General features: G+C 41.1%; 24 protein-coding genes. 23 read left to right on the plus strand and 1 reads right to left on the minus strand.

The annotated features are described in order from the left end of the window. Positions 1 to 13 precede the first annotated feature (13 nt). From EV207_RS04865 to EV207_RS04975, 23 genes are all read left to right on the plus strand, one after another. Complete coding sequence (locus EV207_RS04865; protein ID WP_132744226.1) at positions 14 to 550, plus strand: signal peptidase I; 537 nt, start codon at positions 14 to 16, stop codon at positions 548 to 550. After that, positions 547 to 1,236 carry a hypothetical protein gene (locus EV207_RS04870; RefSeq protein ID WP_132744227.1) on the plus strand — a complete coding sequence of 230 codons (690 nt, stop codon included), beginning with the start codon at positions 547 to 549 and terminating at the stop codon, positions 1,234 to 1,236. Before EV207_RS04865 ends, EV207_RS04870 begins: the two co-directional genes overlap by 4 nt. 36 nt (positions 1,237 to 1,272) lie before the next feature. After that, positions 1,273 to 1,671 carry a hypothetical protein gene (locus EV207_RS04875; RefSeq protein WP_132744229.1) on the plus strand — a complete coding sequence of 133 codons (399 nt, stop codon included), beginning with the start codon at positions 1,273 to 1,275 and terminating at the stop codon, positions 1,669 to 1,671. A gap of 134 nt (positions 1,672 to 1,805) precedes the next feature. Continuing rightward, on the plus strand, positions 1,806 to 2,360 hold the full coding sequence (locus tag EV207_RS04880; RefSeq protein ID WP_132744231.1) for an NUDIX hydrolase: 555 nt from the start codon (positions 1,806 to 1,808) through the stop codon (positions 2,358 to 2,360). A gap of 29 nt (positions 2,361 to 2,389) precedes the next feature. Beyond that, complete coding sequence (locus EV207_RS04885; protein ID WP_132744233.1) at positions 2,390 to 3,898, plus strand: helix-turn-helix domain-containing protein; 1,509 nt, start codon at positions 2,390 to 2,392, stop codon at positions 3,896 to 3,898. A gap of 134 nt (positions 3,899 to 4,032) precedes the next feature. Next, positions 4,033 to 5,691: a urocanate hydratase gene (hutU, locus tag EV207_RS04890; protein WP_132744235.1), complete on the plus strand. Its 1,659-nt coding sequence runs from the start codon at positions 4,033 to 4,035 to the stop codon at positions 5,689 to 5,691. A 138-nt stretch (positions 5,692 to 5,829) separates the two neighbouring features. Next, positions 5,830 to 7,047: an imidazolonepropionase gene (hutI, locus tag EV207_RS04895; RefSeq protein WP_243646951.1), complete on the plus strand. Its 1,218-nt coding sequence runs from the start codon at positions 5,830 to 5,832 to the stop codon at positions 7,045 to 7,047. Beyond that, on the plus strand, positions 7,040 to 7,990 hold the full coding sequence (gene hutG, locus EV207_RS04900; protein ID WP_279389167.1) for a formimidoylglutamase: 951 nt from the start codon (positions 7,040 to 7,042) through the stop codon (positions 7,988 to 7,990). Before hutI ends, hutG begins: the two co-directional genes overlap by 8 nt. A 279-nt stretch (positions 7,991 to 8,269) precedes the next feature. Continuing rightward, on the plus strand, positions 8,270 to 9,031 hold the full coding sequence (locus tag EV207_RS04905) for an SDR family NAD(P)-dependent oxidoreductase (protein WP_132744239.1): 762 nt from the start codon (positions 8,270 to 8,272) through the stop codon (positions 9,029 to 9,031). Positions 9,032 to 9,094: 63 nt separating this feature from the next. Then, on the plus strand, positions 9,095 to 10,378 hold the full coding sequence (hisD, locus tag EV207_RS04910; RefSeq protein WP_132744240.1) for a histidinol dehydrogenase: 1,284 nt from the start codon (positions 9,095 to 9,097) through the stop codon (positions 10,376 to 10,378). A gap of 108 nt (positions 10,379 to 10,486) precedes the next feature. Beyond that, positions 10,487 to 11,509, plus strand: a complete 1,023-nt coding sequence (locus EV207_RS04915) for a LacI family DNA-binding transcriptional regulator (protein ID WP_243646947.1) — start codon at positions 10,487 to 10,489, stop codon at positions 11,507 to 11,509. A 94-nt stretch (positions 11,510 to 11,603) separates the two neighbouring features. Then, on the plus strand, positions 11,604 to 12,215 hold the full coding sequence (locus EV207_RS04920; RefSeq protein ID WP_132744244.1) for a cupin domain-containing protein: 612 nt from the start codon (positions 11,604 to 11,606) through the stop codon (positions 12,213 to 12,215). A gap of 22 nt (positions 12,216 to 12,237) precedes the next feature. Beyond that, a complete protein-coding gene (locus EV207_RS04925; RefSeq protein ID WP_132744246.1) occupies positions 12,238 to 12,939 on the plus strand; it encodes an alpha/beta fold hydrolase in 702 nt (233 codons plus the stop codon). 89 nt (positions 12,940 to 13,028) lie between these two features. Further along, on the plus strand, positions 13,029 to 14,261 hold the full coding sequence (locus EV207_RS04930; RefSeq protein ID WP_132744248.1) for an ester cyclase: 1,233 nt from the start codon (positions 13,029 to 13,031) through the stop codon (positions 14,259 to 14,261). A gap of 70 nt (positions 14,262 to 14,331) precedes the next feature. Beyond that, complete coding sequence (hisD, locus tag EV207_RS04935; protein ID WP_132744250.1) at positions 14,332 to 15,609, plus strand: histidinol dehydrogenase; 1,278 nt, start codon at positions 14,332 to 14,334, stop codon at positions 15,607 to 15,609. A gap of 72 nt (positions 15,610 to 15,681) precedes the next feature. Then, positions 15,682 to 16,434, plus strand: a complete 753-nt coding sequence (locus EV207_RS04940; protein WP_132744252.1) for an HpcH/HpaI aldolase family protein — start codon at positions 15,682 to 15,684, stop codon at positions 16,432 to 16,434. 41 nt (positions 16,435 to 16,475) lie between these two features. Further along, positions 16,476 to 17,861, plus strand: coding sequence for an amidase (locus EV207_RS04945; protein WP_243646953.1), 1,386 nt, complete (start codon positions 16,476 to 16,478; stop codon positions 17,859 to 17,861). Between the two features lie 151 nt (positions 17,862 to 18,012). After that, entirely contained in the window at positions 18,013 to 19,365 is a 1,353-nt protein-coding gene (locus EV207_RS04950; protein WP_132744256.1) for an ABC transporter substrate-binding protein, read from the plus strand. A 102-nt stretch (positions 19,366 to 19,467) separates the two neighbouring features. After that, positions 19,468 to 20,346, plus strand: a complete 879-nt coding sequence (locus EV207_RS04955) for a carbohydrate ABC transporter permease (RefSeq protein ID WP_132744258.1) — start codon at positions 19,468 to 19,470, stop codon at positions 20,344 to 20,346. Next, positions 20,346 to 21,203 carry a carbohydrate ABC transporter permease gene (locus tag EV207_RS04960; RefSeq protein ID WP_132744260.1) on the plus strand — a complete coding sequence of 286 codons (858 nt, stop codon included), beginning with the start codon at positions 20,346 to 20,348 and terminating at the stop codon, positions 21,201 to 21,203. Before EV207_RS04955 ends, EV207_RS04960 begins: the two co-directional genes overlap by 1 nt. A gap of 88 nt (positions 21,204 to 21,291) precedes the next feature. Further along, a complete protein-coding gene (locus EV207_RS04965) occupies positions 21,292 to 22,530 on the plus strand; it encodes an MFS transporter (protein ID WP_132744262.1) in 1,239 nt (412 codons plus the stop codon). Between the two features lie 276 nt (positions 22,531 to 22,806). Further along, positions 22,807 to 23,487, plus strand: a complete 681-nt coding sequence (locus EV207_RS04970) for an ester cyclase (protein WP_207902918.1) — start codon at positions 22,807 to 22,809, stop codon at positions 23,485 to 23,487. A 39-nt stretch (positions 23,488 to 23,526) separates the two neighbouring features. Further along, positions 23,527 to 23,862: an ester cyclase gene (locus EV207_RS04975; RefSeq protein WP_424511348.1), complete on the plus strand. Its 336-nt coding sequence runs from the start codon at positions 23,527 to 23,529 to the stop codon at positions 23,860 to 23,862. A gap of 161 nt (positions 23,863 to 24,023) precedes the next feature. Here the strand turns inward: EV207_RS04975 and EV207_RS04980 are convergent, their stop codons facing one another. Beyond that, entirely contained in the window at positions 24,024 to 24,848 is an 825-nt protein-coding gene (locus EV207_RS04980) for a helix-turn-helix domain-containing protein (protein WP_132744266.1), read from the minus strand. Positions 24,849 to 25,014 lie beyond the last annotated feature (166 nt).

The following is a 25,014-nucleotide window of genomic DNA, read 5'->3' on the forward strand; positions in this document are numbered from 1 at the left end:
GTGGGATGCCGAAATGAAAAATATCATCAATAGAGGATTCAGACTGACTATGCAGCTTATTTTTTGTGTCATTATTTTGCTGTTGGTGATCACGGCCTATCAGTCTATCAAGCATCCGGGCTGGCCTGTCTCATTTCTCGGCTATATGCCATTGACTGTTTTATCCAATAGTATGAATCCCACTTTTGAAACTGGAGATTTGGTGATTTCCAAACAGGTGAATCCTGCAGATATTAAGAAAGGCGACGTGATCACTTTCAAAGGAGATCATGAAAGGTTAATTACCCACAGGGTGATTAAAATCAACCATGAACAGGGCGCCATTTCTTTTGTAACTAAAGGTGACAACAATAATGTTAAAGACCAAAAGAGTGTACCTGGCGAGCATTTAGTAGGAAAGCAGACTTTTCAGATTCCTAATGCAGGCTATGTTGTGAATTTTGCCCGCCGCCCTATTGGCGTGATTCTGCTTATTTTTCTGCCATTGGCGGGTTACGTATTACTGGAGCTGTATGAACGGTTCAAAATGAAAAGGGAGGAATTGACTTGAAGAAGACGAAAAGGTTTTTGTTAGGGACAACCTTGGCGGGTGCACTGATCGCATCGGCAGGATTTGGCACCTATTCATGGTTCACATCGGAAACACAAGCCAAAGGGGCCATGGAAAATGGCACATTGCAAATTAATGATGGAAAAGATATCACAACACCTATTTTCTCAGGTGAAAAGTTCGCGCCATCTCAGTTGCAATACGGGGAATGGCTCACTCTAAAGAATAGCGGGGATCTGGACACATATCTTAAAGCAACACTTTCCCAATCTGTTGATAAAGCATCATTAGACGGGTACAAAATTGGCTTTATTGCTATGAAGTATACAACAAAGCCAGATGAAGATGTCTTTGAGGCATCCAAAATTAACCTTGAAAAATTGTTTAAAGGTCCAACAAATGAAAGGTCTGTTGCTGTTCAAGGGCTGCCAAAAGGTGTTGAAGCTGTAAGCGGTATCCTGACAGATGATCAAGTGAAGGCAGCTGCTGATTCAGAAACCATTAAGATCGGCCAAGGCAATAATGAAGGAGCTTTCTGGGAACTAAAAGAGAATCAATATATGGATATTATGTTCGGCATCAAGCTTGATGCAAAAGCCGGTAATGAGTATCAAGGTGCAAAGTACAATGCAACGCTAAAGGTTAAAGCCAAACAAACCGAAGATGGATCAACATACGGTGGATAAAGGTAAGGCTTTTGTATAAAGGGGACAGGGAGCCAAATGAAAAAGAGATATATTTTTGTAGGTTTACTTGCGATCCTTTATCTATCAGCTTTTACTATAGGCGGGAGCAGGACCTATTCTTGGTTTACAAGCGAGACAGAGGCAAAGGGATCTGTGGTGAACGCGACAACAAAGGATTTACTGACGATTACCCCTAAGGTCATCTCTTATGATAAAAACTGCAGAGTCAAACTTCAGATTGCTGTAACAAATAAATCGGACATCAATATTCCGATAAAGCTAGGGCATTATCAAAAGAAGCTCTTGCCAAAGAAAACCATGACAGCAAAGTTTAATAAAAAAGTGCCTTGCGGGGCTGCAAAGACTGTATACCATTTAACGGGTTTAAACAATTATATAGACAAGGATATTATCATTCAGTTAAATAAAAGATAAGTTTTGAAGCCACAGTTCAGAAGCAGCTGTGGCTTGGTTTTTTTTTACGATTCTAAAGCCTTCTTGATCTTTCTAAGGATTCTATGGTATGCTTCTCGAATTCAGAAACGTTAATAGAGAAAGGATGGCAAACCATGAATTGGGTTCAATCCATAAAAAATTATCTAGCTTGGAATGAACAAGAAGAAAAAGATAAAGCAATAATACTTAAATGTATAGACATGTTTGATGACATACTGACAAGAGATAACGACATCGTACATATAACAAGTTCTGCATTTGTCGTTAATAAAAATAGAGATAAAGCTTTAATGGTACATCATAATATATATAATTCATGGTCTTGGACAGGAGGGCATGCCGACGGTGATGACGATTTATTGTATGTCGCAATAAAGGAGGTTAAGGAAGAAACAGGCATCCAGAATATCCGTCCTGTTATTGAGGATATGATATCTTTAGATATATTGCCTGTGTTAGGACATAAAAAAAGAGGAAATTACATAGCCCCGCACTTACATCTATCTGTCGCTTATTTACTAGAAGGTGATGAAGATGAACCGCTTTTTGTTAAGCCTGATGAGAACAGCAGTGTTCAATGGGTTCCGTTTGAGGAAATAGATGCATATTCGGACGAGCCTCACATGAAGGGAATATATAATAAAGTAATATCCAAAATACAAGGTTAATTGTGTATGGTTTAAGGAAGTGAAAACAGGTGGCAAGTATCTTAATAGCGGACAGGGATCAGACCGAACGGACGGGGATCCAGTGGTTCATCCAATCGAACCGCATCCAATTCGATCATATGGCCGAGGTAGCAGACGTTGAGGAAATGGCGCGGTTTATTGAAAATCAAAGGCCAGAAGTTGTCGTTATTGAACTAGAGATGATTCCAGCGAATCAAATGACGGAGATAAGTTTGCTTTTTCGCCGGCATGTCAAGAAAGTCATTTGTTTAACAGCAGAGGGTGTCTTTGAACGGGCACTGCAAGCCATTGAATTTCAAAGCATGGCTCTATTGATAAAGCCCTTGTCACAAGAGCAGCTGAAGCGAAGTTTGCTACAGGCCACGCAGCAGTCGCTTGCGGCGCCAAATAGCGATAAGGCGCTGGCGCCGGCTTCCGGCATCTCTTATGCAGCCTTATTCATGACCCAGCCGTTAGAACAAATTGAATACAGCTTAATCTTATTGCGTCCTGAGGAAAAGGATAGCATCCCAGCCCTATATCATTGGCTGGAGCAATACCCGCTCCCATATCCTGTACAATATTTTGCCTTAAGCAAAGATATCGTTTGTGTCCTTCAAGTGCCAAAGCAAAATGAGGAAGCGGTCTTGCAGCAAGAAGGCCAGCGGATCCTGCAGCGCTGGACCAGTGAGTATTCTAACCGGCGTTTAAGCTTAGCGATCCACCCGGCATCGATACCCGCGGAGAGCTTGCATGATATGTATATGATAACCAAGGACCTATTCAAATTAAGTTTTTTCAAGGGCTTGCAGCAGGTATTTCGGGTTAAGGAAGATGGCGCGTTTCATACGATTGATCCCTTCCTGACCCCGGAGGAGCAAAGGGTGTGGATGAGGGCTTTAGAGGAAGGGGATAAGCAAGGTGTTAAGAACTGGCTGTATCAGCATTTTACTGATTTCCAGCCGCCGTACCCTGAGCCTGAGCTATTGCGTGTCCGTTTTACAAGTATCCTTGCCCAGCTGCGCCGTTTTATGAAGACGTATCACTTAGATCAAATTAGTGAAATAGAAAAGCGGTACCATGGCATTTTTCAAACGGTTTTATCTGCACCGGTGTTGTTCAGCATCGTTCAAGAAGTGATTTTATTTATTTTTGATTTGATGGATGGGGCCGCAAAACAAAAAGAAAACTCTGCGACAGATGTGATTGAACGGGGCCTCCGTTTTATGGAACAGAATTATCATATCCAGGGTTTTGGTTTACAAGAGGTTGCGGATCACGTCGGGATGAGTCCAAGCTATTACAGCCATCTCATGACGCAAACAAAAGGCGAAACGTTCAGAGAAATCCTTACCGCCATACGTGTGAATAAAGCCCGGCGCTTGTTAGCAGAGACAACAATGACAGTCCAAGAAATTACAGAGCGGATCGGGTTCGCCGACCCAAACTATTTTAGCCGCGTTTTTAAAAAAGAGACAGGACAAACGCCGAGAGTGTATCGCCAACGTGAGAAAAGTAAAGAATCGAGGAAAAAGTAAGGTTTTGGCCTTGCTTTTTTTATTTTTGCATTTTAATGCTAACCTTTTTCGCTATATTCAAATATAAGGCATCTATTTATTAGGAGTTTTTCGAATTAAGATATATATAAAGCGATTACATTGGAGGTTATAACATGACAAATACAAAAGAAACGATTCGTGCACCAAGAGGTACAGAACTTCATACAAAGGGTTGGATTCAAGAAGCGGTTATGCGGATGCTGATGAACAATTTGGATCCTGAAGTGGCTGAGCGCCCTGAAGATCTTGTCGTTTATGGCGGCATCGGCAGAGCAGCAAGAAACTGGGAAGCCTATAACAATATCATTGCTACATTAAAAGAATTGGAAAACGACGAAACGATGTTAGTGCAATCTGGGAAACCTGTGGCAGTATTCAAGTCACATGCCAATGCGCCGCGTGTTCTCATTGCAAATTCAAACCTTGTCCCGGCATGGGCAAACTGGGAAACGTTCCGCGAGCTTGAGAAAAAAGGCTTGATCATGTACGGCCAAATGACTGCCGGCAGCTGGATTTACATTGGCAGCCAAGGCATCCTTCAAGGAACCTACGAAACATTTGCAGAAGCTGCAAGACAGCATTTTAACGGCAGCTTGAAAGGAACACTGACCGTGACTGCAGGTCTCGGCGGAATGGGCGGTGCTCAGCCACTTGCCGTAACAATGAATGATGGTGTTGTCATTGCGATCGAGTGTGACCGCAAAAGAATCGAACGCAGGATCGAAACGAGATATTGTGACAAGCTGGCTGAATCATTAGATGAAGCCCTTAGCATGGCCAAACTCGCAATGGAAAAAGGTGAGCCATTATCGATTGGATTACTTGGCAATGCTGCGGAGATTCTGCCTGAACTTCTTCGCCGCGGTGAGATTCCGGATCTTGTCACCGATCAAACGTCAGCTCATGATCCATTAACAGGCTATCTCCCTGTTGGTCTAAGTGTTGAGGAAGGCGAAAAATTACGGGAATCTAACCCGGAAGAATATCTAAAACAATCGAGAGCGAGCATCGTGAAGCACGTGCAGGCAATGGTTGATTTGCAAAAGGCTGGTGCTGTGACATTTGATTATGGGAATAACATTCGTCAAGAAGCCTTTAATGAAGGGGTAAAAGACGCCTTTGCTTTCCCTGGTTTTGTCCCTGCCTTTATCCGCCCGCAATTCTGCGAAGGAAAAGGACCGTTCCGTTGGGTAGCACTTTCAGGTGATCCTAAAGATATCCATAAAACGGATGAAGTGATTTTAAGAGAATTCGCTGATAACGAACACCTCTGCAAATGGATCAAAATGGCACAGGAAAAGGTAGATTTCCAAGGGCTGCCTTCAAGAATTTGCTGGCTTGGCTATGGCGAGCGGGCAAAATTCGGCCGAATTATCAACGAAATGGTCGCTTCAGGGGAAATTTCCGCACCGATTGTCATCGGACGGGACCATCTCGATTGCGGATCCGTTGCTTCACCAAACCGTGAAACAGAAGCAATGAAAGACGGCAGTGATGCCATTGCTGACTGGCCGCTTCTCAATGCGATGATTAACTCTGTGAACGGTGCAAGTTGGGTATCCCTTCATCACGGCGGCGGCGTTGGTATGGGTTACTCAATGCATGCAGGCATGGTCATCGTTGCAGACGGTACAAAAGAAGCTGGCGAACGTCTAGAGAGAGTATTGACTTCTGACCCAGGTATGGGTGTTGTCCGTCATGTTGATGCAGGCTACGATTTAGCGATTCAAACAGCCAAAGAAAAAGGCGTCAACATCCCAGGATTAAAATAAGTGATAAATAGGTTCGGCGCACTGCTCGGGTGATGCGCCGAATCACTATGTCAATAAGCTTGGGTTATATCATTGGAGGAGGGGACTATTTTGAAACAGGCAGATCTATTATTTTACAATATTGGTCAGTTATTAACGATGGACAGCGACGTGGACGGCCCGGTTAAAGGCAAGGACATGCAAAAGCTCACTGTAATTGAAAATGGGGCGGTCGCTGTTAAAGACGGCAAGGTCATCGCTGCCGGCAAAGAAGAAGAGCTAAAGGATATCGAGGCAGTTGAAAAAATCGACTGTGAGGGCAAGCTGGTGACACCTGGTCTAGTTGAGCCGCATACCCATTTGGTGTTCGGCGGATCGCGTGAACATGAGATGGCTTTGAAGCAGCAGGGGGCATCCTACCTGGAAATTTTGGAACAAGGCGGCGGGATTTTGTCGACAGTAAGAGCGACCCGTGAAACCTCTTATGAAGATTTGGTCGAAAAGGCGAAATTCCATCTTGAACGGATGATGTCGTACGGTGTGACGACGATGGAAGCGAAAAGCGGCTACGGGCTTGATGTCGATACCGAAATGAAGCAGCTGAAGGTTGTTCAGCAATTGCAAAAGGAATCTAAGATGGATATCGTTTCGACCTTCCTCGGTGCTCATGCTATCCCTGAAGAGCGGAAAGGTGAGCCAGAGAAGTTCTTAGACGAAATGGCTGCGATGTTCCCTGAAATCAAGGAAAAAGGTCTAGCCGAATTTGTTGATATTTTTTGTGAAACCGGTGTGTTTTCCGTTGAACAGTCTCGTGACTTTTTGAAAAAGGCGAAAGAGGCAGGCTTCAGGGTGAAAATCCATGCTGATGAAATTGATCCGCTTGGCGGCGCGGAGCTCGCGGCTGACCTTGGAGCTATTTCAGGCGATCATCTCGTTGGTGCATCCGACGAAGGAATCCGCCGTATGGCAGAAGAGGGTGTTATTGCCGATCTCTTGCCGGGAACGTCCTTCTATCTTGGCAAGAAAAGCCATGCTCGTGCCAGGGACATGATTAAGGCGGGCGGTGCTGTTGCCCTGTCAACTGACTTCAACCCAGGAAGTTCAGTCACGGAAAACTTGCAAATGATCATGAGTCTTGCTGCATTGAACCTGAAAATGACGCCGGAAGAAATTTGGCACGCTGTCACGGTAAATAGCGCCCATGCCATCGGCCGCGGGGAGACGGCTGGAAAGATTGCGCCGGGAAGAAAGGCAGATCTCGTCATTTGGGATGCGCCAAACTATTTATATATTCCTTATCATTACGGCGTAAACCACGTCAATACCGTGTATAAAGCAGGTGAAAAGTTGTATGAGAGGAGCGGGATCCGTGGCTAATCTCGAGCATTTATATCCAGCTGGGAAAGCCGGTTTTAAAGACAGCGAAGTGACCAAGTTCCATGAGTGCATCAAAGAGTGGAACGGTGAAGCCGCACGAGGCTACGGGATTCTCGGGGCGCCGCTTTCTAAGCCGTCGATCAGCCATTCCGGTGCGGCACAAGCACCGGCTGCGATTCGCCAGGCGTTCACATCCTACACGACTTATGCGATTGAAAGCGGTTTGGATTTAAAAGACATTGCCATTCATGATTTCGGTGATGTGGCGATGCATGTCACAGATCTTGCTTTATCACATGATAGAATTGAAGAAACCTTTTATGAGGTCTATAAAAGGAACCCAGATATGCTGCCGATCATTTTGGGCGGTGACCATTCGATCAGCTGCCCAAGCATTAAAGCCTTCGCCAAGGCTAAGGGATCCGTCGGTGTGATCCAATTTGACGCTCATCATGATTTGAGAAATCTTGAAGACGGCGGCCCGTCCAACGGGACACCATTTCGCGGTTTGCTTGAATCCGGTGCAATAAAGGGCGAACACCTTGTGCAAATCGGCATCCGCAGCTTTTCCAATAGCGACGAATACCGTCAATACGGGAAGGAAAAAGGTGTAACGATATATACGATGAAAGATGTCCGTGAAAGAAAGATCACAGATATTTTACAAGAGAGCATTGCTGCATTGAAAGACAAAGTCGATTGCCTGTATATATCCGTTGATATGGACGTCATGGATCAAGCCTTTGCGCCGGGCTGCCCGGCCATTGGCCCCGGGGGCATGGACAGCGCGACACTGCTTGAAGGCATCCGTTATCTTGGAGCCCAGCCGATCGTAAAAGGCATGGATATTGTCGAGATTGATCCAACCATCGATTTCCGCAACATGACGAGCCGCGTGGCTGCGCATGTGGTTATGAATTATATAGCTGGGAAAGAAGAATAGAATAGATATTTTCCACAGGCGTTACCTTCTTAGTCTCTATCCCAAATAGGGACAGGCGAAGGTGACGTCTTTGGCATTTTCATTCTTCTTTTCTTTACCCTAAAAAGGTAGTTCATTCAAATAAGTATCCAGTAACTTTCTAAATTTCTGACAAAAATCGTTTACATCGATTATGAAATGTAGTAGTATAAAAAACATAAAAGTTATGAATACGTATTCTGCGCCATAGCTTTTACCTTAATACGCCTTTTTAGCGAATATGCAAGAAGGAGGTTAACAATGGCAGATGATCGTTGTTTTGCGGGCCAGAAGGTTCTGGTAACCGGAGGAAGCAAAGGAATCGGGAAGGACATTGCGAAGACTTTTGCAGAGTACGGCGCCGAAGTCATTATTACCGGCAGGAAGGAAGAAGTGCTCGCCGAAACAGTCAAGGAGATAAAAGATATTCATAATGTTTGCTCCTACCTTCAAGCGGATGTTACCCAAGTTCAAGAAATCTATGGCATGGTTGACAATGCGGTTAAGCGTATGGGAAACTTGGATATTTTAGTGAACAACGCAGGAATAAATATTACTAAACCGGCGTTGGAAGTGACAGAAGAAGACTGGGATCAAGTGCTGGATACAAATTTAAAGGGGACTTTTTTTACAAGTCAAAGAGCGGCTTCATACATGGCGGATCAGGGGCTTGGAAAAATTATTAATATTGCTTCGCAGATGGCCTTTGTTGGCTTTTATGACCGTGCTGCCTATTGTTCCAGCAAGGGTGGTGTTGTTCAGCAAACGAAGGCGTTGGCAATTGAATGGGCACCGATGAATATTAACGTTAACGCCGTCGCCCCAACATTTATTGAAACCGAGTTAACAAAGAAAATGTTTGATGATGAAGCATTTTCGAAAGATATTATGAGCCGCATACCCCTTGGCAAACTAGCTCAGCCTAAGGATGTGACAGGGGCGGTCCTCTATCTTGCCTCACCTTGGGCAGATTTTGTAACAGGCGAGACCATTAAGGTGGATGGCGGCTGGACAGCTATTTAATTATTTATGTTTAATTATTTATGAATACGTATTCATGAAATTTTAATAAAAGGAGGAACGACTGTGGCAACTTTTTTGAAAAAGGGAAAAAGTGAAGCTGAACTTAAAGAAGCAGATACAAAGGTGCAGGAAGCTGTAAAACAAATTATTGCTGGTATCGAAGAAAGAGGAGATCAAGCGGTTCGTGAACTCTCGGAGAAATTTGATAAATGGTCCCCGGAAAGTTTTCGGCTGTCAGATGAAGAGATTCAAAGTATTGTAGATTCAGTGCCGGAACAAACTTTGGATGATATTAAATTTGCCCAACAACAAATTCGCTATTTCGCTGAACAGCAAAAAGCTGCTTTGAATGATATTGAAGTTGAAACAATACCCGGTGTTTTTCTAGGACATAAAAACGTTCCGGTTAACCGCGTGGGATGCTACATTCCTGGAGGCAGGTACCCAATGGTGGCATCCTCGCACATGAGTATTCTAACCGCCAAAGTAGCTGGGGTGAAAAGCGTTATAGCCTGTACGCCTCCAATTAACGGTGAGATTCCTGCAGCGACTGTTGCTGCGATGCATTTGGCAGGTGCAGATGAAATATATATTTTAGGCGGCGTCCAAGCTATGACTGCAATGGGTGTGGGTACAGAGTCCATTGCACCGGCGGATATGCTTGTAGGCCCGGGCAATGCTTTTGTCGCTGAATCCAAACGGCAGCTTTTTGGAAGAGTCGGGATCGACCTTTTGGCAGGACCTACTGAGATCCTTGTCATCGCTGATGAATCATCTGACGCAGAAATGGTTGCCTGTGATATTTTAGGTCAATCTGAGCACGGTCCAACTTCGCCTGGCGTACTCATTACAACCTCTGAAAAGCTTGCTCAAGAGACACTGAAAGAAATTGACCACCAACTTGAAACATTGCCAACGGCCGATATTGCACGTGTAGCTTGGGAAGAAAACGGCTCAATTATTTTGGTAGAAAATAAAGAAGAGGCTGTAGTGGAAGCTGACAAATTAGCTTATGAGCATGTGGAGATCTTAACTGAAGATCCAAGTTATTTTCTTGAAAATATGACTAATTACGGCGCGCTCTTTTTAGGCCCTGAAACCAATGTCGCTTATGGGGATAAAGTCATCGGTACCAACCACACCTTGCCGACAAAAAAAGCAGCCAGATATACCGGCGGTCTATGGGTTGGCAAGTTCTTGAAAACATGCACGTACCAACGCTGCACCCCCGAGGCAAGCGTTACAATCGGAAAGTATGCCGAACGCCTTTGCGATCTTGAAGGTTTTAAGGGACACAAAGCCCAAGCTACACTTCGGGTTAAACGCTATGAAAAGCAGAAGGTATAATAGGAAAAATCAGAATCCTCTTTCATTGACAACTAACCGTCCCTCATTTAGAATGAAAACGTATTCACTATATTTTCAGAGTACCTAGACTATTTTTGTGAGGGAATAATGATGAAGGTAACCGTCAATGACATTGCCAGAGTGGCTAAAGTTTCTCAAAGCACAGTCTCAAGAGTATTAAATAACTATCCTCAGGTAAAACAAGAGACAAGAAAAAAGGTGCTGGAGGCAATCGAAGAATTAAAATTTTCCCCTGATTTTGTTGCCAGAAGCATGGTAACGAACAAAACGAATACCCTAGGGTTAATAGTAGGGGATATTTCGAATCCATTTTTCGCCGAATCAGCGAAAATTATGATTTCGAGAGCGCAGGAAATGGGCTATGACGTGATTATAAGCAATACGAATCATATTGACAGCAATATGGACCATGCCGTACAAACCTTGCTGAGCAAACGCGTGGATGGGATTATCATTTCCTCTGCAAGCCGCGGCAGCAATAAAGTTAAAGAATTGCATGATGCCGGTTTCGCTGTCATCTTGCATAACAGCAGCGTTGAAGATGCTTCATCTAATTATGTTGTTTTAGATAACAAAAAAGGCGCCATTATGGCGATGGATCATCTGGTGCATTTAGGGCATGAGAAAATAGCCTTTATTTCAGGGCCTTCCAAATATTTAAACGTTTATCAGCGCTATGCCGGATATCAAGAAGCCCTGGAAAAACACGGCCTTCCATTTCGGAAAACATTTGTATACGAAGGTGAATTTTCATATGATGCTGTTTATTGGTTTGTGCAGAGAATGTTGGAGGAAAAAGAAAGGCCGACAGCCATTTTTGCAACTTCAGATCAAATGGCTCTGGCTGTGATGGATGCCGCTGCCGGCAAGGGATTGAAAATACCTGAAGATCTATCAGTCGTCGGTTTCGATGATATGACGATTTCTTCAAACCACTATATTGGCCTAACAACCATATCACAGCACAAAGAGAAAATGGCCTTGCTTGCTTTAGAACATTTAATTTCAATGGTTGAAAAAAAAGGAGAGTCTGCTGATTCGATTCACATGACGTTAGAACCTGAATTGATGATACGCAAAACGACTGGTCCACCGAAAAAGATAACATGACTAATAGTCTTATATAGATTTTTTTAATAGAAAATGAATACGTATTCTGAAAACGTATTTCCTAAAATATCTAACACCCAGGAGGAATAATACGATGCAAAAAGCTAGAACATCCTATACAAATGAAACAATAGAAAAAGATTGGATCGTCCGTTTCGATGATATTAAATCTAAGGCGATCCCGTTAATGTTCATCGACAGTATCGTTCCCGGCCATCAGCGTCTCAATTATGCTTTGATTGGCGATACCGCGAGTGAAAATCCGGACTATAACCCGGTTATCACGGAACCACATGACTTTCAAATCGGCATGGTTAAAGCCCCTAAAGGGAATGGACCTGCCTACCATACCCATGAATATATCGAAACCTTTTTTGTCTTAACAGGAGAATGGCGCTTCTACTGGGGAAACAGTGAAGATGAAATCGAAGGAGAGACTATTTTAAAACCATGGGACATGATTTCTTTGCCGCCATACCTCTATAGAGGATTTGAAAATGTAGCGGAAGAGGATGCTTGGCTCTTTTCGATCCTGGAACAGCATGAGGTCTTTGATCGTCCGGATCCTATTTGGGCGCCTAAAGTTGTCAAAAAGGGTGAAGAATATAATTTCCGTGTCGATGATAAAGGAAAAATGATCCCTCCAGAAAACTTTAAAGAACTCGAGAAAGAGATGGCGGAAAAGCTTCAGATGGGTAAGAAGTGATTTTAACGAAAGGACAATAAATATGGGGAAACAACCACTTGTTTTGTTACCGGGCACGCTTTGCAATGAAAAGTTATGGGCGCATCAAGCCCGTTGTCTTTCCGATATTGCCGATATCACAGTCGGTGATTTAAGTCAGAACGATACGATAGAGGAAATGGCGCAATCTGTCTTACAGCAGGCGCCCTCCTCTTTCGCATTAGCAGGATTGTCGATGGGCGGAATCGTCGCCTTGCAAATCATGCGCATGGCACCGAAGCGAGTGTCACATCTGGCATTGCTTGATACAAGTCCTTATCCACCCACATTAGACCAGATTAATACCTGGGAAAAGTTCATTGAGATGGCGGATACAGGACAATTTCTTGAAGTAACCACAAATTATCTGCTTCCTGGTTTGATAAGGTCTGAGAGTCGGAAAGACAAATCACTTGTTTCAACAATCGTAGAAATGGCGGAAGAGACAGGCAAGGAAGCTATGGTCCGGCAAATGAAGGCATTGATGAAGAAGCCGGATGGCAGGGCTATCTTGCCGAAAATTAACTGCCCAACACTCGTTTTGCACGGCAGGGAAGATACCATATGTTCAGCTGAAGCACATCAGGAAATGGCAGATGCCATTCCTAGCGCAGCCCTTGTGGCAGTGGAAGAAGCTGGTCACCTAAGTACGCTCGAACAGTCCCAGGCCGTAACTGCGTTATTGCGGTTTTGGTTGCAACAATGAATAAGTGTAAATAATGAAACCATCAATAAGCGGATGGTTCGTATTAAAATGAATTATAACCAAAATGATTTATAAGGAAGTGAACGAAAATGGAAAAGAGTACGGAGAACAATATAAAACCAAAGAAATCAGATAATAGGGAAAGTAAAAAGCCAGTTATGCACCCTAATAATATTGTCTTCTATGCTGATAGCAGTGAAGTGAATCGAATTGATTCCAAAGATGATTATGATTATGTAAATATTAGTGAGAATGAAAAAAAACGACAAAGTATGGACGGTTTTAATGATGAATACAACAATATTGTCGATTATATCGTTAAAATAACACGTCAAATCTGGAAGGAAAAAGATATCGGGTTAATCTATGATACTTATAGCACAGGTATAGCTGTCCATAAGGGGCTAATTAATAGTCACGGAATAAATGAGGTCATTTCTGGGACGTTACAGACTTTGCATGCTTTTCCCGATAGAAAAGGGCTAGGATGGAGTGTCATTTGGTCTGGTAATGATAAGGATGGGTTCTTTACTTCCCACCGTGGCAGATCAGTTGCAACTAATACTGGAGATAGCCTATATGGTCCGGCCACTGGGAAAAAGGTGATGTTTAGAACAACAGCAGATTGTCTCATCCATGCCAACAAAATTTATGAAGAGTGGCTTGTGATGGACACGTTTCATTTAGTTCAACAATTGGGACTTGACCCTATCGAAGTAGCCAAGAAAGTGGGTAAAAGTACCAAGAAATTAGCCCCTTCTCTAAAGTTTGGTTATCCAGAAACAGCAGAGACAGGACTTCCGCCAAAACTGTACGTTCCAACTTCTGAAGAGTTTGAAATAGGGGATTTTATTCTTGAAGCATTTAATAAAATCTGGGAACGACGTTCTTTTAATTATGTAAAAGAATTTTATGAAGAGAATGCTGTTGTACACTATGTTTGTAATAAGGACTTAGTGGGCCACAGCGAAATTCAGGGTATGTTTATAAGTCTATTTGCTTCAGTCCCTAATGCAAAAGTAGTCATTGAGCGAATCACGTGTAACAAAGGAGAGTCCGATCAAGAGTGGGATGTTGCTGTCCGCTGGAGAATACAAGGCATGCATGAAGGGACAGGTTATTTTGGTCAGCCAAGCGGAAAAGCAATTGATATTTTCGGTATTAACCACTTTAAGGTTAAGAACGGGAAAATTAAAGAAGAGTGGCTATTATTTGACGGAATAGAAGTGTTGCGACAAATACATCTGAGCACGGACGATGAAGAAACCTTAAGTGATGGGACGCAACAGGCAGATGACGGGAATTTTACAGGTGTATCATAAGAAAAATATAAATATTATCCTATCCTCTAGTTGTTAAAACACATCAAATTAAACTTAAGGAGGCAATGGTATGGAATATCTAAAAAAGGCGCAGCACCTTGAGCAAACAGTATCAAATGAAGTTGAGAAGACTGTAAAAGAGATTATTTCTACTGTAAAAACAGAGAGGGATGCCGGTGTAAAAAAATATGAAGAACGTTTTAGCAAATCAGTTCGAGCGCTTCGTGTAAGTGAAGAAGAAATCGAAAAAAGTGTAAGGTCACTTTCTTATGATGAAAAAGCCTTGATTGATCGCGTAGTGGAACGTATTTCTTCATTTGCGAAAGCTCAGCTTGAGTGTATTTCTCCCTTGGAAAAGGAGTTCGGGCCTGGCATTCATATGGGGCACAGAATTGTTCCGATTGAGAAGGTTGGAGCTTACATTCCTGGAGGGCGCTTCCCTCTTCTTTCATCTGGGCCAATGGTAGTTGCTCCGGCAAAAGTCGCAGGTGCCAAAGAAATCGTCGCCTGCAGCCCTGCCAACTACGAAGGGGGAATACACCCGGCAGTGCTTTATGGACTGGTTCGTTCAGGAGCAACTCATATTTATGCTATTGGCGGTGCCCAAGCAATTGCCGCAATGGCTTACGGGACAGAATCAGTGCCTGAAGTAGATGTTATCGCTGGACCCGGTAATCGTTTTGTTGCAGAGGCAAAGAAGCAAGTGTTTGGCAAGGTAGGCATTGATCTCATCGCTGGTCCAAGTGAAGTTCTCGTATTTACAGACGATACAGCTGATCCGAAGAAATGTGCTGCTGATCTCCTAGCCCAGGCGGAACACGATCCTTACGCTCGGCCAATTATGGTATCCACCTCACGCACCATCGCAGAACAAACTATTAAAGAAGTTGAGCAATTTCTTAAGGAATACTTTTCTTCTGATTCACCTGCTCATGAATCATGGGCACAGATGGGTGAGGTAATCTATGCCCGGTCATTAGAAGAAGGTCTAGACATATGCAACGACTATGCTATAGAGCATCTCCATGTTCATGTAAAAGACAGTCGAAAGCTCATGGATCGTCTTCACAACTATGGTTCACTCTTTCTCGACAGTGATAGTTCGGTAGTATTCTCAGATAAGGTATCGGGAACAAATCACACTTTGCCGACCCTAAAAGCTGCACGCTACACTGGAGGACTTTGGGTTGGAAATTATGTCAAGGTTATAACCCACCAAGAAATTACAGGGTCAGGTGTAGACTTTTTAGCTACTCATGCTACCGAACAATCTAATATTGAAGGTTTGGAAGGACACCGGTTATCCGCGGAACTTCGTTTATCAGATAAATATTTATACAATATCTAAAAGACTAACAATATAAACTATTTGAATACGTATTTAGGAATACGTATTCAAATAGTAAAAGGAGTGAATAATTTGCTAAGAAATATGGTAAAAGAAAAACTAAAAAAAGGTGAACCATCAATAGGCTGTATTTTGGGTCTTTATTCACCGGCACTTGTCGAAATGTTTGGCCATGCAGGATATGAGTTTATTGTCATCGATGATGAGCATGGTGCATTCAGTTGGACTGAACTGGAGGAGATGATTCGTACAGCGCTACTTGTTGATCTTGTTCCGATTGTAAGAACCAACTACGACCCATCTAGTATACAAAAAGCATTAGACCGGGGCGCTTTAGGCATACAAGTACCAATGGTAAATACAAAGGGAGATGCGGAAACGGTGGTTGATAGAGCAACGTTTCCTCCAAAAGGAAAAAGAGGGACCGCTTTCTCAATGCGGGCTGCGGGGTATGGTTACCATGGGGGAAAGAGGTTCATGGATGCATCAGACGAAAACATTTTAATATCGGTACACATTGAGACCAGTGAAGCTGTTGAAAACTTTGAGGAAATTATGAGTGTGCCTGGAATTGATATCGCTTTTATAGGACCTACTGATCTATCTGTTAATATGGGCCACAAGGCTGATGGAGATAATCACCCGGAGGTTCTGAAAAAAATTGATTTAGTGTATGAAAAGGCAAGAATACTAAATGCGTATGTTGGGACGATTGCAACAAATAAAGAAGAGGTTAAAAAAGCTTTTCAAAAGGGAGCATTATTTGTTCCTGTGGTGGCAACGTCTGTCATGAAGAATGCTTTTAATGGGGTTTTGTCCATATAGAACTTTTGATTAAAAAAGGGGCGAATAGTATCGTGATTAAAATGGCCATTAAAGAATTGGTTGACGGTTACAGAAGTAAAAGATTTTCGCCTGTTGAGATAACAAAAGATTATTTAAAACAAATAAAGGCTGCTGACCGTACATTCAATATATTTATTACAGTTACTGAGGAAATTGCTTTAAATCAAGCCGAAATTGCTGAAAGAAAAGTAATGGCAGGAGATGGTTTAGATATCCTTCAAGGTGTTCCGTTCTCTTACAAAGATTCAATTGATACGAAAGGAATAAGGACAACAAACGGCTCCTTGGTAGATAAAAACCGTATACCTTCAAAAGATGCCAAGGTAATAAAAATATTAAATGATGTGGGTGCTGTCAATCTTGGAAAGACCAATATGTATGAATATGCGTTTGGAATTACCTCAGACAATCCATTTTATGGACCTGTTAGAAACCCATGGGATACAAGATTAACTGCAGGAGGATCAAGCGGCGGTTCTGCTGCGGCCGTCGCCGCTAATCTTTGTATGGGGTCAATCGGCACGGATACGGCTGGATCAATTAGGGTTCCATCTTCATGTTGTGGTGTTGTCGGATTAAAGCCCACATACGGTCTGATTGATATGAAGGGAATTACGCCATTGTCATGGTCACTTGATCATGCCGGTCCGATTGCCCGGAATGTAACTGATTTAGCTTTAGTAATGGAGGCACTTACAAATAAACCTTTTGGAAAATCGTGTATACCTGATATCAAAGGGATGCGGGTTGGGATACCAAAACAGCATTTCAATGAGCGAATCGCTGTTGAAATTCGGCAAATATATCATAAAGCAGTTTTGGAATTTGAAAGGCTTGGGGCTGTTTTAGTCGAAATTGATCTTCCATTTGCAGCAGAAGCCCTGGGTGTCGCTTCTACAGTGGCGACCGCCGAAGTTGGATATGTGCATAAAGACCGAATGAAATCGTCGATAAATCTTTATAGTGATGGGGCCAAAAAAGTCTTTAAAACTAGTCAATCCATTTCATCCTTTTCTTACATTGAGGCCATGAATAAAAGGGAGAAAATGTCTCATCAGTTAACTGAACTTTACAATTATATAGATGTTATAGTGACACCTACATTACCAGCAATACCTACCGAAATCGGGGCGAATGAGGTTCAGTTTCCGGAAGAGAGAGAAGACGTTGAAGATTGTATGATCCGATTTACCTGTTTGTTTAATATAACCGGGCATCCGACACTATCTATTCCCTGCGGATTGACTGACAAATCTATACCAGTGGGTTTGCAAATTATTGCAAATCATCACAGGGAAGATCTTTTATTAAGAGCAGCATTTACTTATGAACAAACAGCATTATTGGATTTCTATTCTAAGCGAGATATGATATTTTCCAATGAAATAAAAGAAGGAGGAGATTAAATTAAAAGAGATCGGTTACGGAACTATTAGCGAGCGAGTTCAGAATCTTGGGATAATAATGTATCAATTACTCTGAAAATGCATTCAGAGGCTAGTAACATAGATTTGGCTTGGACGCTTTTGATAAAAAAAGACTAGGGGGAATGTGACGATGAAAGGAAAAGCCGCTGTTTTAGTAACCATTTTAATTTTGGTTATGTCAACCATGGTTTCCGGCTGCAGTAATTCAACAGACTCGGGAAATACCTCCGAAAGTGATAAATCTTTGAAAGGACAGACCGTTAAGGTGCTTCTTTCAGCGGGTGATGTCGGACAATTTAATGCTTGGAAAGCAAGGAGCAAGGAGTTTACTAAGAAGACTGGCATTAAAGTTAAATTTATAGAAACACCGTATGAAAACCTTTTAGAAAATATTACGGCAGATGGTGTTGCTTTGGGAGGGGCATATGATATTGTAGCTCACCCGGATACAATGGGATCATCTATAAAACAGTTTTTAGAACCACTTGATAATTATATAAAACGGGATGATTTTGATTTGAGCCGTTGGCCAGACGCTTATCTTGATTTGTCTACTTTTAATGGAAGTGTCTATAGTCTTCCGGTAAGAGCTCATGTTCAAATGTTATTTTATCGAAAAGATATTTTTGATCGGTTAGGTCTTAACCCCCCTAAAAATTGGAGTGAGCTTGAGAAGGTCAGTAAAAGGATTACAGAAAAGACAGATCTGTATGGCATTGTACCATATTACGGCGCAGGGAAAAATGGACAAAATCTCTACATGTGGACATCCTATTTATGGAGTAACGGCGGAGGTATCTTCGATAAGAATTATAAACCGATTTTTAATAATAATGAAGGTATAGAGGCTACAAAACGATACATTGATCTTCTAGTAAAGGATAAGGTTGCTCCGCCTGGATCGGTAACCTTTGGTGAACAAGATTCCAGGACTTACTTCAAACAAGGTAAGGCCGCAATGTGGTTAGGTTGGTGGTGGGTTTACTCTGAATTTAATGATAGTAAATCATCCGCAAAAGATGTGGTTGGAAATGTGGCATTTACCTCGGTTCCAGGATGGAAGGGCAAACAAAGCCGAACAAATGTTTCTACTTTTCCCTTGGGAATAATGAAAGGTTCAAAACATAAAGAAGCAGCGTGGGAATTTCTTAAATGGCTTTCTAAGCCCGATCTAGAGCTGAATATTGTCAAAGATTCTTTAACCGATAAAAGCCCTTCTGACCAACATTCACCGGTCATTACTCAAAAGGGGAATCTACGTAATAAGCAGCTTAATGAACTTTCGAATGGGTTTTATAACGTAGCCGCTGATAGTCTCGGAAATGCCAGAACTTTACCGAAAATAAAGGAGTGGCCAAAAATTGCAGATATACTAAGTTCCGCAATCTCAAAAATGGCAACAGGTAAACCCGTTAAACCCGTCTTGGATGATGCTGCTAAAGAGGTAGAACAACTTATGAAAAAGTCCGGTTACTATGATTAATTTTTATTGATTGAATGATCCCTTTATTGAACAGAGGTTTAGGTGGATCGACCTACTCCTCTGGCAGTGGGGATAATGAGCAAGTTTTAGGGGGGACATGATTTGAAAAATAAGCTTTTTAAATATATTTTATTAATACCTGCTCTTGTTCTCATAGCATCAACAACTATTTATCCTCTTATGAGATCATTTTGGATTAGTCTTCATGACTGGGATTTAAAGGAGTCTTTAACTATAGGGCCATTTGTGGGTATTGATAATTATGTACGCGCATTTAGTGACTCTCAATTTTGGAATAGTATTCTAGTTACACTGATATTTACTGTCAGCACAGTTTTGATAACGCTTGCACTCAGTATTGCTGTTGCATTGCTGCTTAGTAAAGAAAAACGGCATCTATCATTTCTGCGAGCTGTTTTGATCATTCCTTTTGCTATGAGTCCAGCTCTGGTCGGTTATTCATGGCGTTTTATGCTAAATCCTGACTATGGCTTATTTGATAAAATCATTGGTTTTTTCATTCCGCCTCTTGCAGACATAGTCTGGTTGGGAACTCCACAGACTGCAATGATAGCACTTGTATCAGTAGTTGTTTGGATTTGGCTGCCTTTTATGAGCCTTATGTTTATCAGTGGTTTAATGGGCGTGCCGAGGGAAGTTTTCGAAGCTGCTCAAGTAGATGGCGCCTCTTCTTTCCAAACCCTGTTCCGTATTACAATTCCAATGCTTCGGCCAATTATTCTAATTGCATCTATTTTAATGGTCATGTTTACACTTAAGGCATTTGACCCTATTGTAACGCTTACTCAAGGAGGACCGGGAGATTCAACAGAAGTCCTGAACTTCTTTATTTATAAAACGGGATTCCGATTCTTTGATATGGGCTATTCATCGGCACTTGGTTACATTCTAGCCATGATAACTGTGGGATTTGTAATTATATACATGAGAAGACTAGCTAAAGGAGATGATTGGAACTAATGAATAAAGTAGTGGATTTAGATAAAAGGGAAAAGGGATTCAATTTACGTATGTTATCTTCTACTATTGAGAGTTTAGCGGTAATCCTTGTTGTACTTTTTTTGTTTCTTCCAATCCTTTGGATAGTTATAACTGCATTTAAGCCAGCTCATGAGGTTTACACAACAAGTGTCTTCTTTCAAGCAACTTTAGATAATTTCAAAGCAATCTTTAGTCCCTCCTTCAATTTAGGTAAATATTATTCCAATAGTTTAATTGTAGTCTTCGTGACATTAGTAATCACAATACCGGTAAGTATATTAGCTTCATACAGTCTTTCACGCTTTCGTATACCTGGAAAGCAGGTTTTTATGTTTGCTATTCTTGCTACCCAATTCATTCCTTTAATAGTCAACGTCATTCCTTTCTTTATTATGTTTAGGAATTGGCGGCTTTTGGATACTACGATTGCCCTTATAATTGTTAATTTGGGCCATACCATTCCTTATGCTATTTGGCTTATTAAAGGATTTATCGACAGGATACCACCTGATATGGAGGAAGCCGCTACTATAGATGGTGCCAACCGAATAGAGGTTATATGGCATATTTTGTTGCCATTGGCTAGACCGGGAATAATAACAGCAACCGTGTTTTGTTTTGTTATTACATGGAATGAATTTATGTTTGCATTAATATTAACTAGTCAAAAAGCGGTTACTTTACCAGTGGCATTATCACATTTTATCGGAGAAAAAGGAGTAATATGGAACCAAATGGCAGCCGCAGGGATTATATTTGTGTTGCCAACCATTATTTTTATGCTTCTTGTTCGTAAACAATTTATTTTAGGTATGACTTCAGGAGGAATTAAATAGAAGTTGGCTATTAGCCGGTCCATGACAAATTGTTTCAAGTAAAGGTTATAGAAACGGATATGACTATAACATCCAATGAGGTGATCTAATGAACAACGTACAATTTCGGTCAAATATTATATTGTTTTTTATTATAACCATACTTTTCTTTGTCAGCATTTCAGCCTTTGATCCATTTATTTCTTCATATGCTACAACACTTGGGATTTCACCTGCAGTGATTGGTACCATTATGGGAGGTACAGGGTTAGCCTCTTTGATTTTCCGGTTCCCGCTTGGCGTCCTATCCGATGTACTGAACAAAAGGAAAGTTTTTATTCAAGTGGGGCTTTTAATTACAGTCGTGGGTTGGATAATTGCTTTTATTGAACCGAATGCCACCACACTATATCTCGGTAAATTCCTCGATGGTATAACAGGATCGACGTGGGTTATTTATACCGTGATGTTTGCTTCTTATTTTGGTCCAAAAAATGCAGCAAAAGCGGTGGCCTTGTTAACTTTAGCAGATTATGTAGGTGCTTTAATGGGTTCTGCTGTAGGGGGGATTGTCGCAGAAAATTTTAGTTATCCACATACTTTTCTTGTTGCAGTCTTTGCAGCCTCTATCGCTTTTATTTTGATTTTCTTTTTGAAAGAACAAAAGGCTCCGGTGAATAAAGAAAAATATGATAAAAAGATTATTATAGAACAAATTACCGATAAAAAATTATGGGTTATTTCTCTATTAGCAGTCATTGCGCAGATGGCCCTTTTTGGAATGAGAGATACATTTACTCCGCTTGTGGCAAGAGATTTAGGTGCTGATGCGATTGCGCTAAGTTGGCTTTCAAACACGTATAAAATTTCTGCGGGGGCAGCGGCAGCTTTATGTGGAGTATTTTTTTATAAAAAGATGGGATTAGTGAACACAGCTGTTTTAGGAGCATTCTTACAATTCGTCGCTGCTATTTTAATACCATTTGCACCTAGCTTAAGTTTGTTATTTACCCTGCAGGCGCTTTCCGGAGTTGCTTTTGCTTTAAATTTTACGGTTTTAATGTCGTTAAGCATTGTAAATGTGCCAGCACGAAAACAGTCTACCAGAATGGGGTTTTTTCAAAGCGTGTATTCGTTCGGAATCTTTTTCGGACCTGTCATGATGGGGATATTGACAGAGGCTTTTTCAAGAAATCTAAGTTTCCTAATAATAGGGATTCTCTCAGCTATTTCAGGTGTATTAATCAAACTTTATATTAAACCAAAACCAATTGAAAAACAAAATCCCAGATCAGAAATTGGTCATGATAATACGTGGGAAATAACTAAAAATTCACAAGTTGATTAGGGGAGGTGGTTCGGTACACGAATTGGTGAATGTAAGTGTATATATACTAGGAAATCAGGTGAGAGCTGTCAGCTTTTATTCATTGTATCATGGAAACGGAAGCTGACGGCTCTTTCTTTTGATTTAGTCTGATAGGAAAGGGTAAAAGGGAGCCATACCGTGACATTGAAGCAAGTGCCCGACACCATCTTATTTTTATAAATTTGTGTCTTGAGAATAGGGTCCAATTTATCAACTGTGGCTAGACAGTAGGCAAAGGAGCAATAGCTGTAACTATTGCTCCTTTTGCTGCCTTTTTTCTATCTATATTTTAATCGTCACAACATGCTTTTATCCATTGTAAAACAACTTGGTTTTGCCCCCCATGAAGTAGCAAAAAAATTGGCGAAAGCCTCAAGGAATAAAACACCAGCATTACAGTCCCATTTTGGCATCGGAGAAACGATGCAAGGACAGTTAGAGCCTAGAGTTTATTCTAGGAAGTCTGGGGATTTTGAAATCGGTGATTTCATTTTGGATATGTACAATAAAGTTTGGGAATGGCGGTTGTTCAATGAAGTCCCGAACTTCTATGCCGACAATGCAGTCCTTCATTATATTTGCGATAAAGACCTTGTTGGATTTCAACAAATTCAGAGCATGCTAGTTAGTCTATTTGCCTCTTTTCCAAGTGCCAATTTCCTTGTTGAACGGGTAACATGCAATCAAGGGGAGTCGGAAAATAGTTGGGATGTGGCAGTAAGATGGCGGCTGCAAGGGTTGCATGAAGGCATCGGTTATTTCGGGGACCCAAGCGGCAAACCAGTCGAAATAATGGGAATCAGCCATCTTCGTATTCAAAATGAAAAAGTGGTTGAAGAATGGTTCACCTTTGACGGGCTCGATGTTCTGAGACAGATTTATCTAAATGAAGATGATGACAATTATCGGATGGAGAATGAAGAACACAGTGATTAAACATATAATTACTACGTTGATCATGCTGCCATTAATTTCATTGGTGGAAAGACACTGATAGGATTAAATGAAATTCAAGGAATGTTTATCAGCTTATTCGCCTCCTTCCCCACAGCCAAATTCATCGTGGAAAGGGTTACATGTAACCAAAGAAAAGATGCTGATGAATGGGATGTGGCGGTGCGCTGGAGGCTGCAGGGTATCCATGAAGGTATAGGGTACTTTGGGCGGCCGAGTAATAAACCGATTAAGATCCTTGGCATCAATCATGTAAGGGTTAGGAATGAAAAGATTGTAGAAGAGTGGATGGCATTTGATGGGATGGATGTTTTGAAACAAATACACACAAATGCGGAAAATACATCTTCAGATTGAGTGAAATAAGACTATGCCCGATCAATAAGGTTATTAGATCAAAGGTGAAGCAATGCAAAAAATATTAAAAAACCTGCATATCCAGCAGGTTTTTTTGCTTTGGATCGTTACGTGCATGATTTTAGCAGGAGGGGAGAGTTACTATGTTTAGAAGTTTCAAGTTAACGGTAATTATTCCTAAATTCAGAAGGGGATAATCCAATTCCTTTTGTGAACGTTTTAGAAAAAAAGGATAGACTATTAAAGCCGCACTTAAATGCAACTTTTTCTATAGAATCATTTTTTGAACTTAATAAATTTTTCGCATGATTAATGCGTAGTTTCAGTAAATATTTTTTCATAGAAATACCATATACTTGTTTCATACAACGCGAAATATAAGAAGGATGAAAGTTCATGACATTTCCTAATTCAACCATAGATATATTTCTTTGAAAGTTGTTATTTAACCAAGTAGCAGAGGATTCCGCTATTTGAATAACCTTTGCTGAGACCGCCTGCGTGTTATTTTGGATTAACCGTTGAATTAATTGAAGAAATATAATTTGTTGATTAAATCTATTGTCTAGGTGATTGATTTGTAAGAAGCTATTTAATTCCTTTAGTATTTGGAATACAGGATCCGTATGCTTAAGTGAAAAAAAGTTAGGTAAATAAAGGGAATCATTTGCATGCTTTTTTTCAATAGAATCTTTGATCGTCCATTGTCCAGTTGTTTGAAAATGGATCCAATAAAAATGCGTGTCTTCCGTACAAGGTTTAAAACTATAATGATGGGCATAGGGAGCTAAAATCAGACCTTGATTACTGCCTATTGTATAATTAACCCCTTCTTCCCCGAGATATAAAGTGCCTTTCTCCACAATAATTAAGTCAAACCATTCAAAGTTGCTTCTAGAAATATGTTTATCACCCATTCTAAATACGTCTTCATTTGAATCATCATAATATAAATATGGAGGCAGTTTAAAGGTATAATATTTCATAATATTTTTCTCCTTTAGTCAAAAAAGTACAAAAATCGGTTTGATAACTATCTAGATTTTAAACTGCAATCGTTTACAATACAAGTATGGGATCGAAAAATTTGAATTATTAAACAATAATATTGTGGGGTTTTTGCTTTGCTTTAATTGATTCATTCAAAGTCTA

This window comes from Scopulibacillus darangshiensis, from assembly GCF_004341035.1.
In the GTDB taxonomy this organism is placed as follows: Bacteria; Bacillota; Bacilli; order Bacillales; family Sporolactobacillaceae; genus Scopulibacillus; species Scopulibacillus darangshiensis.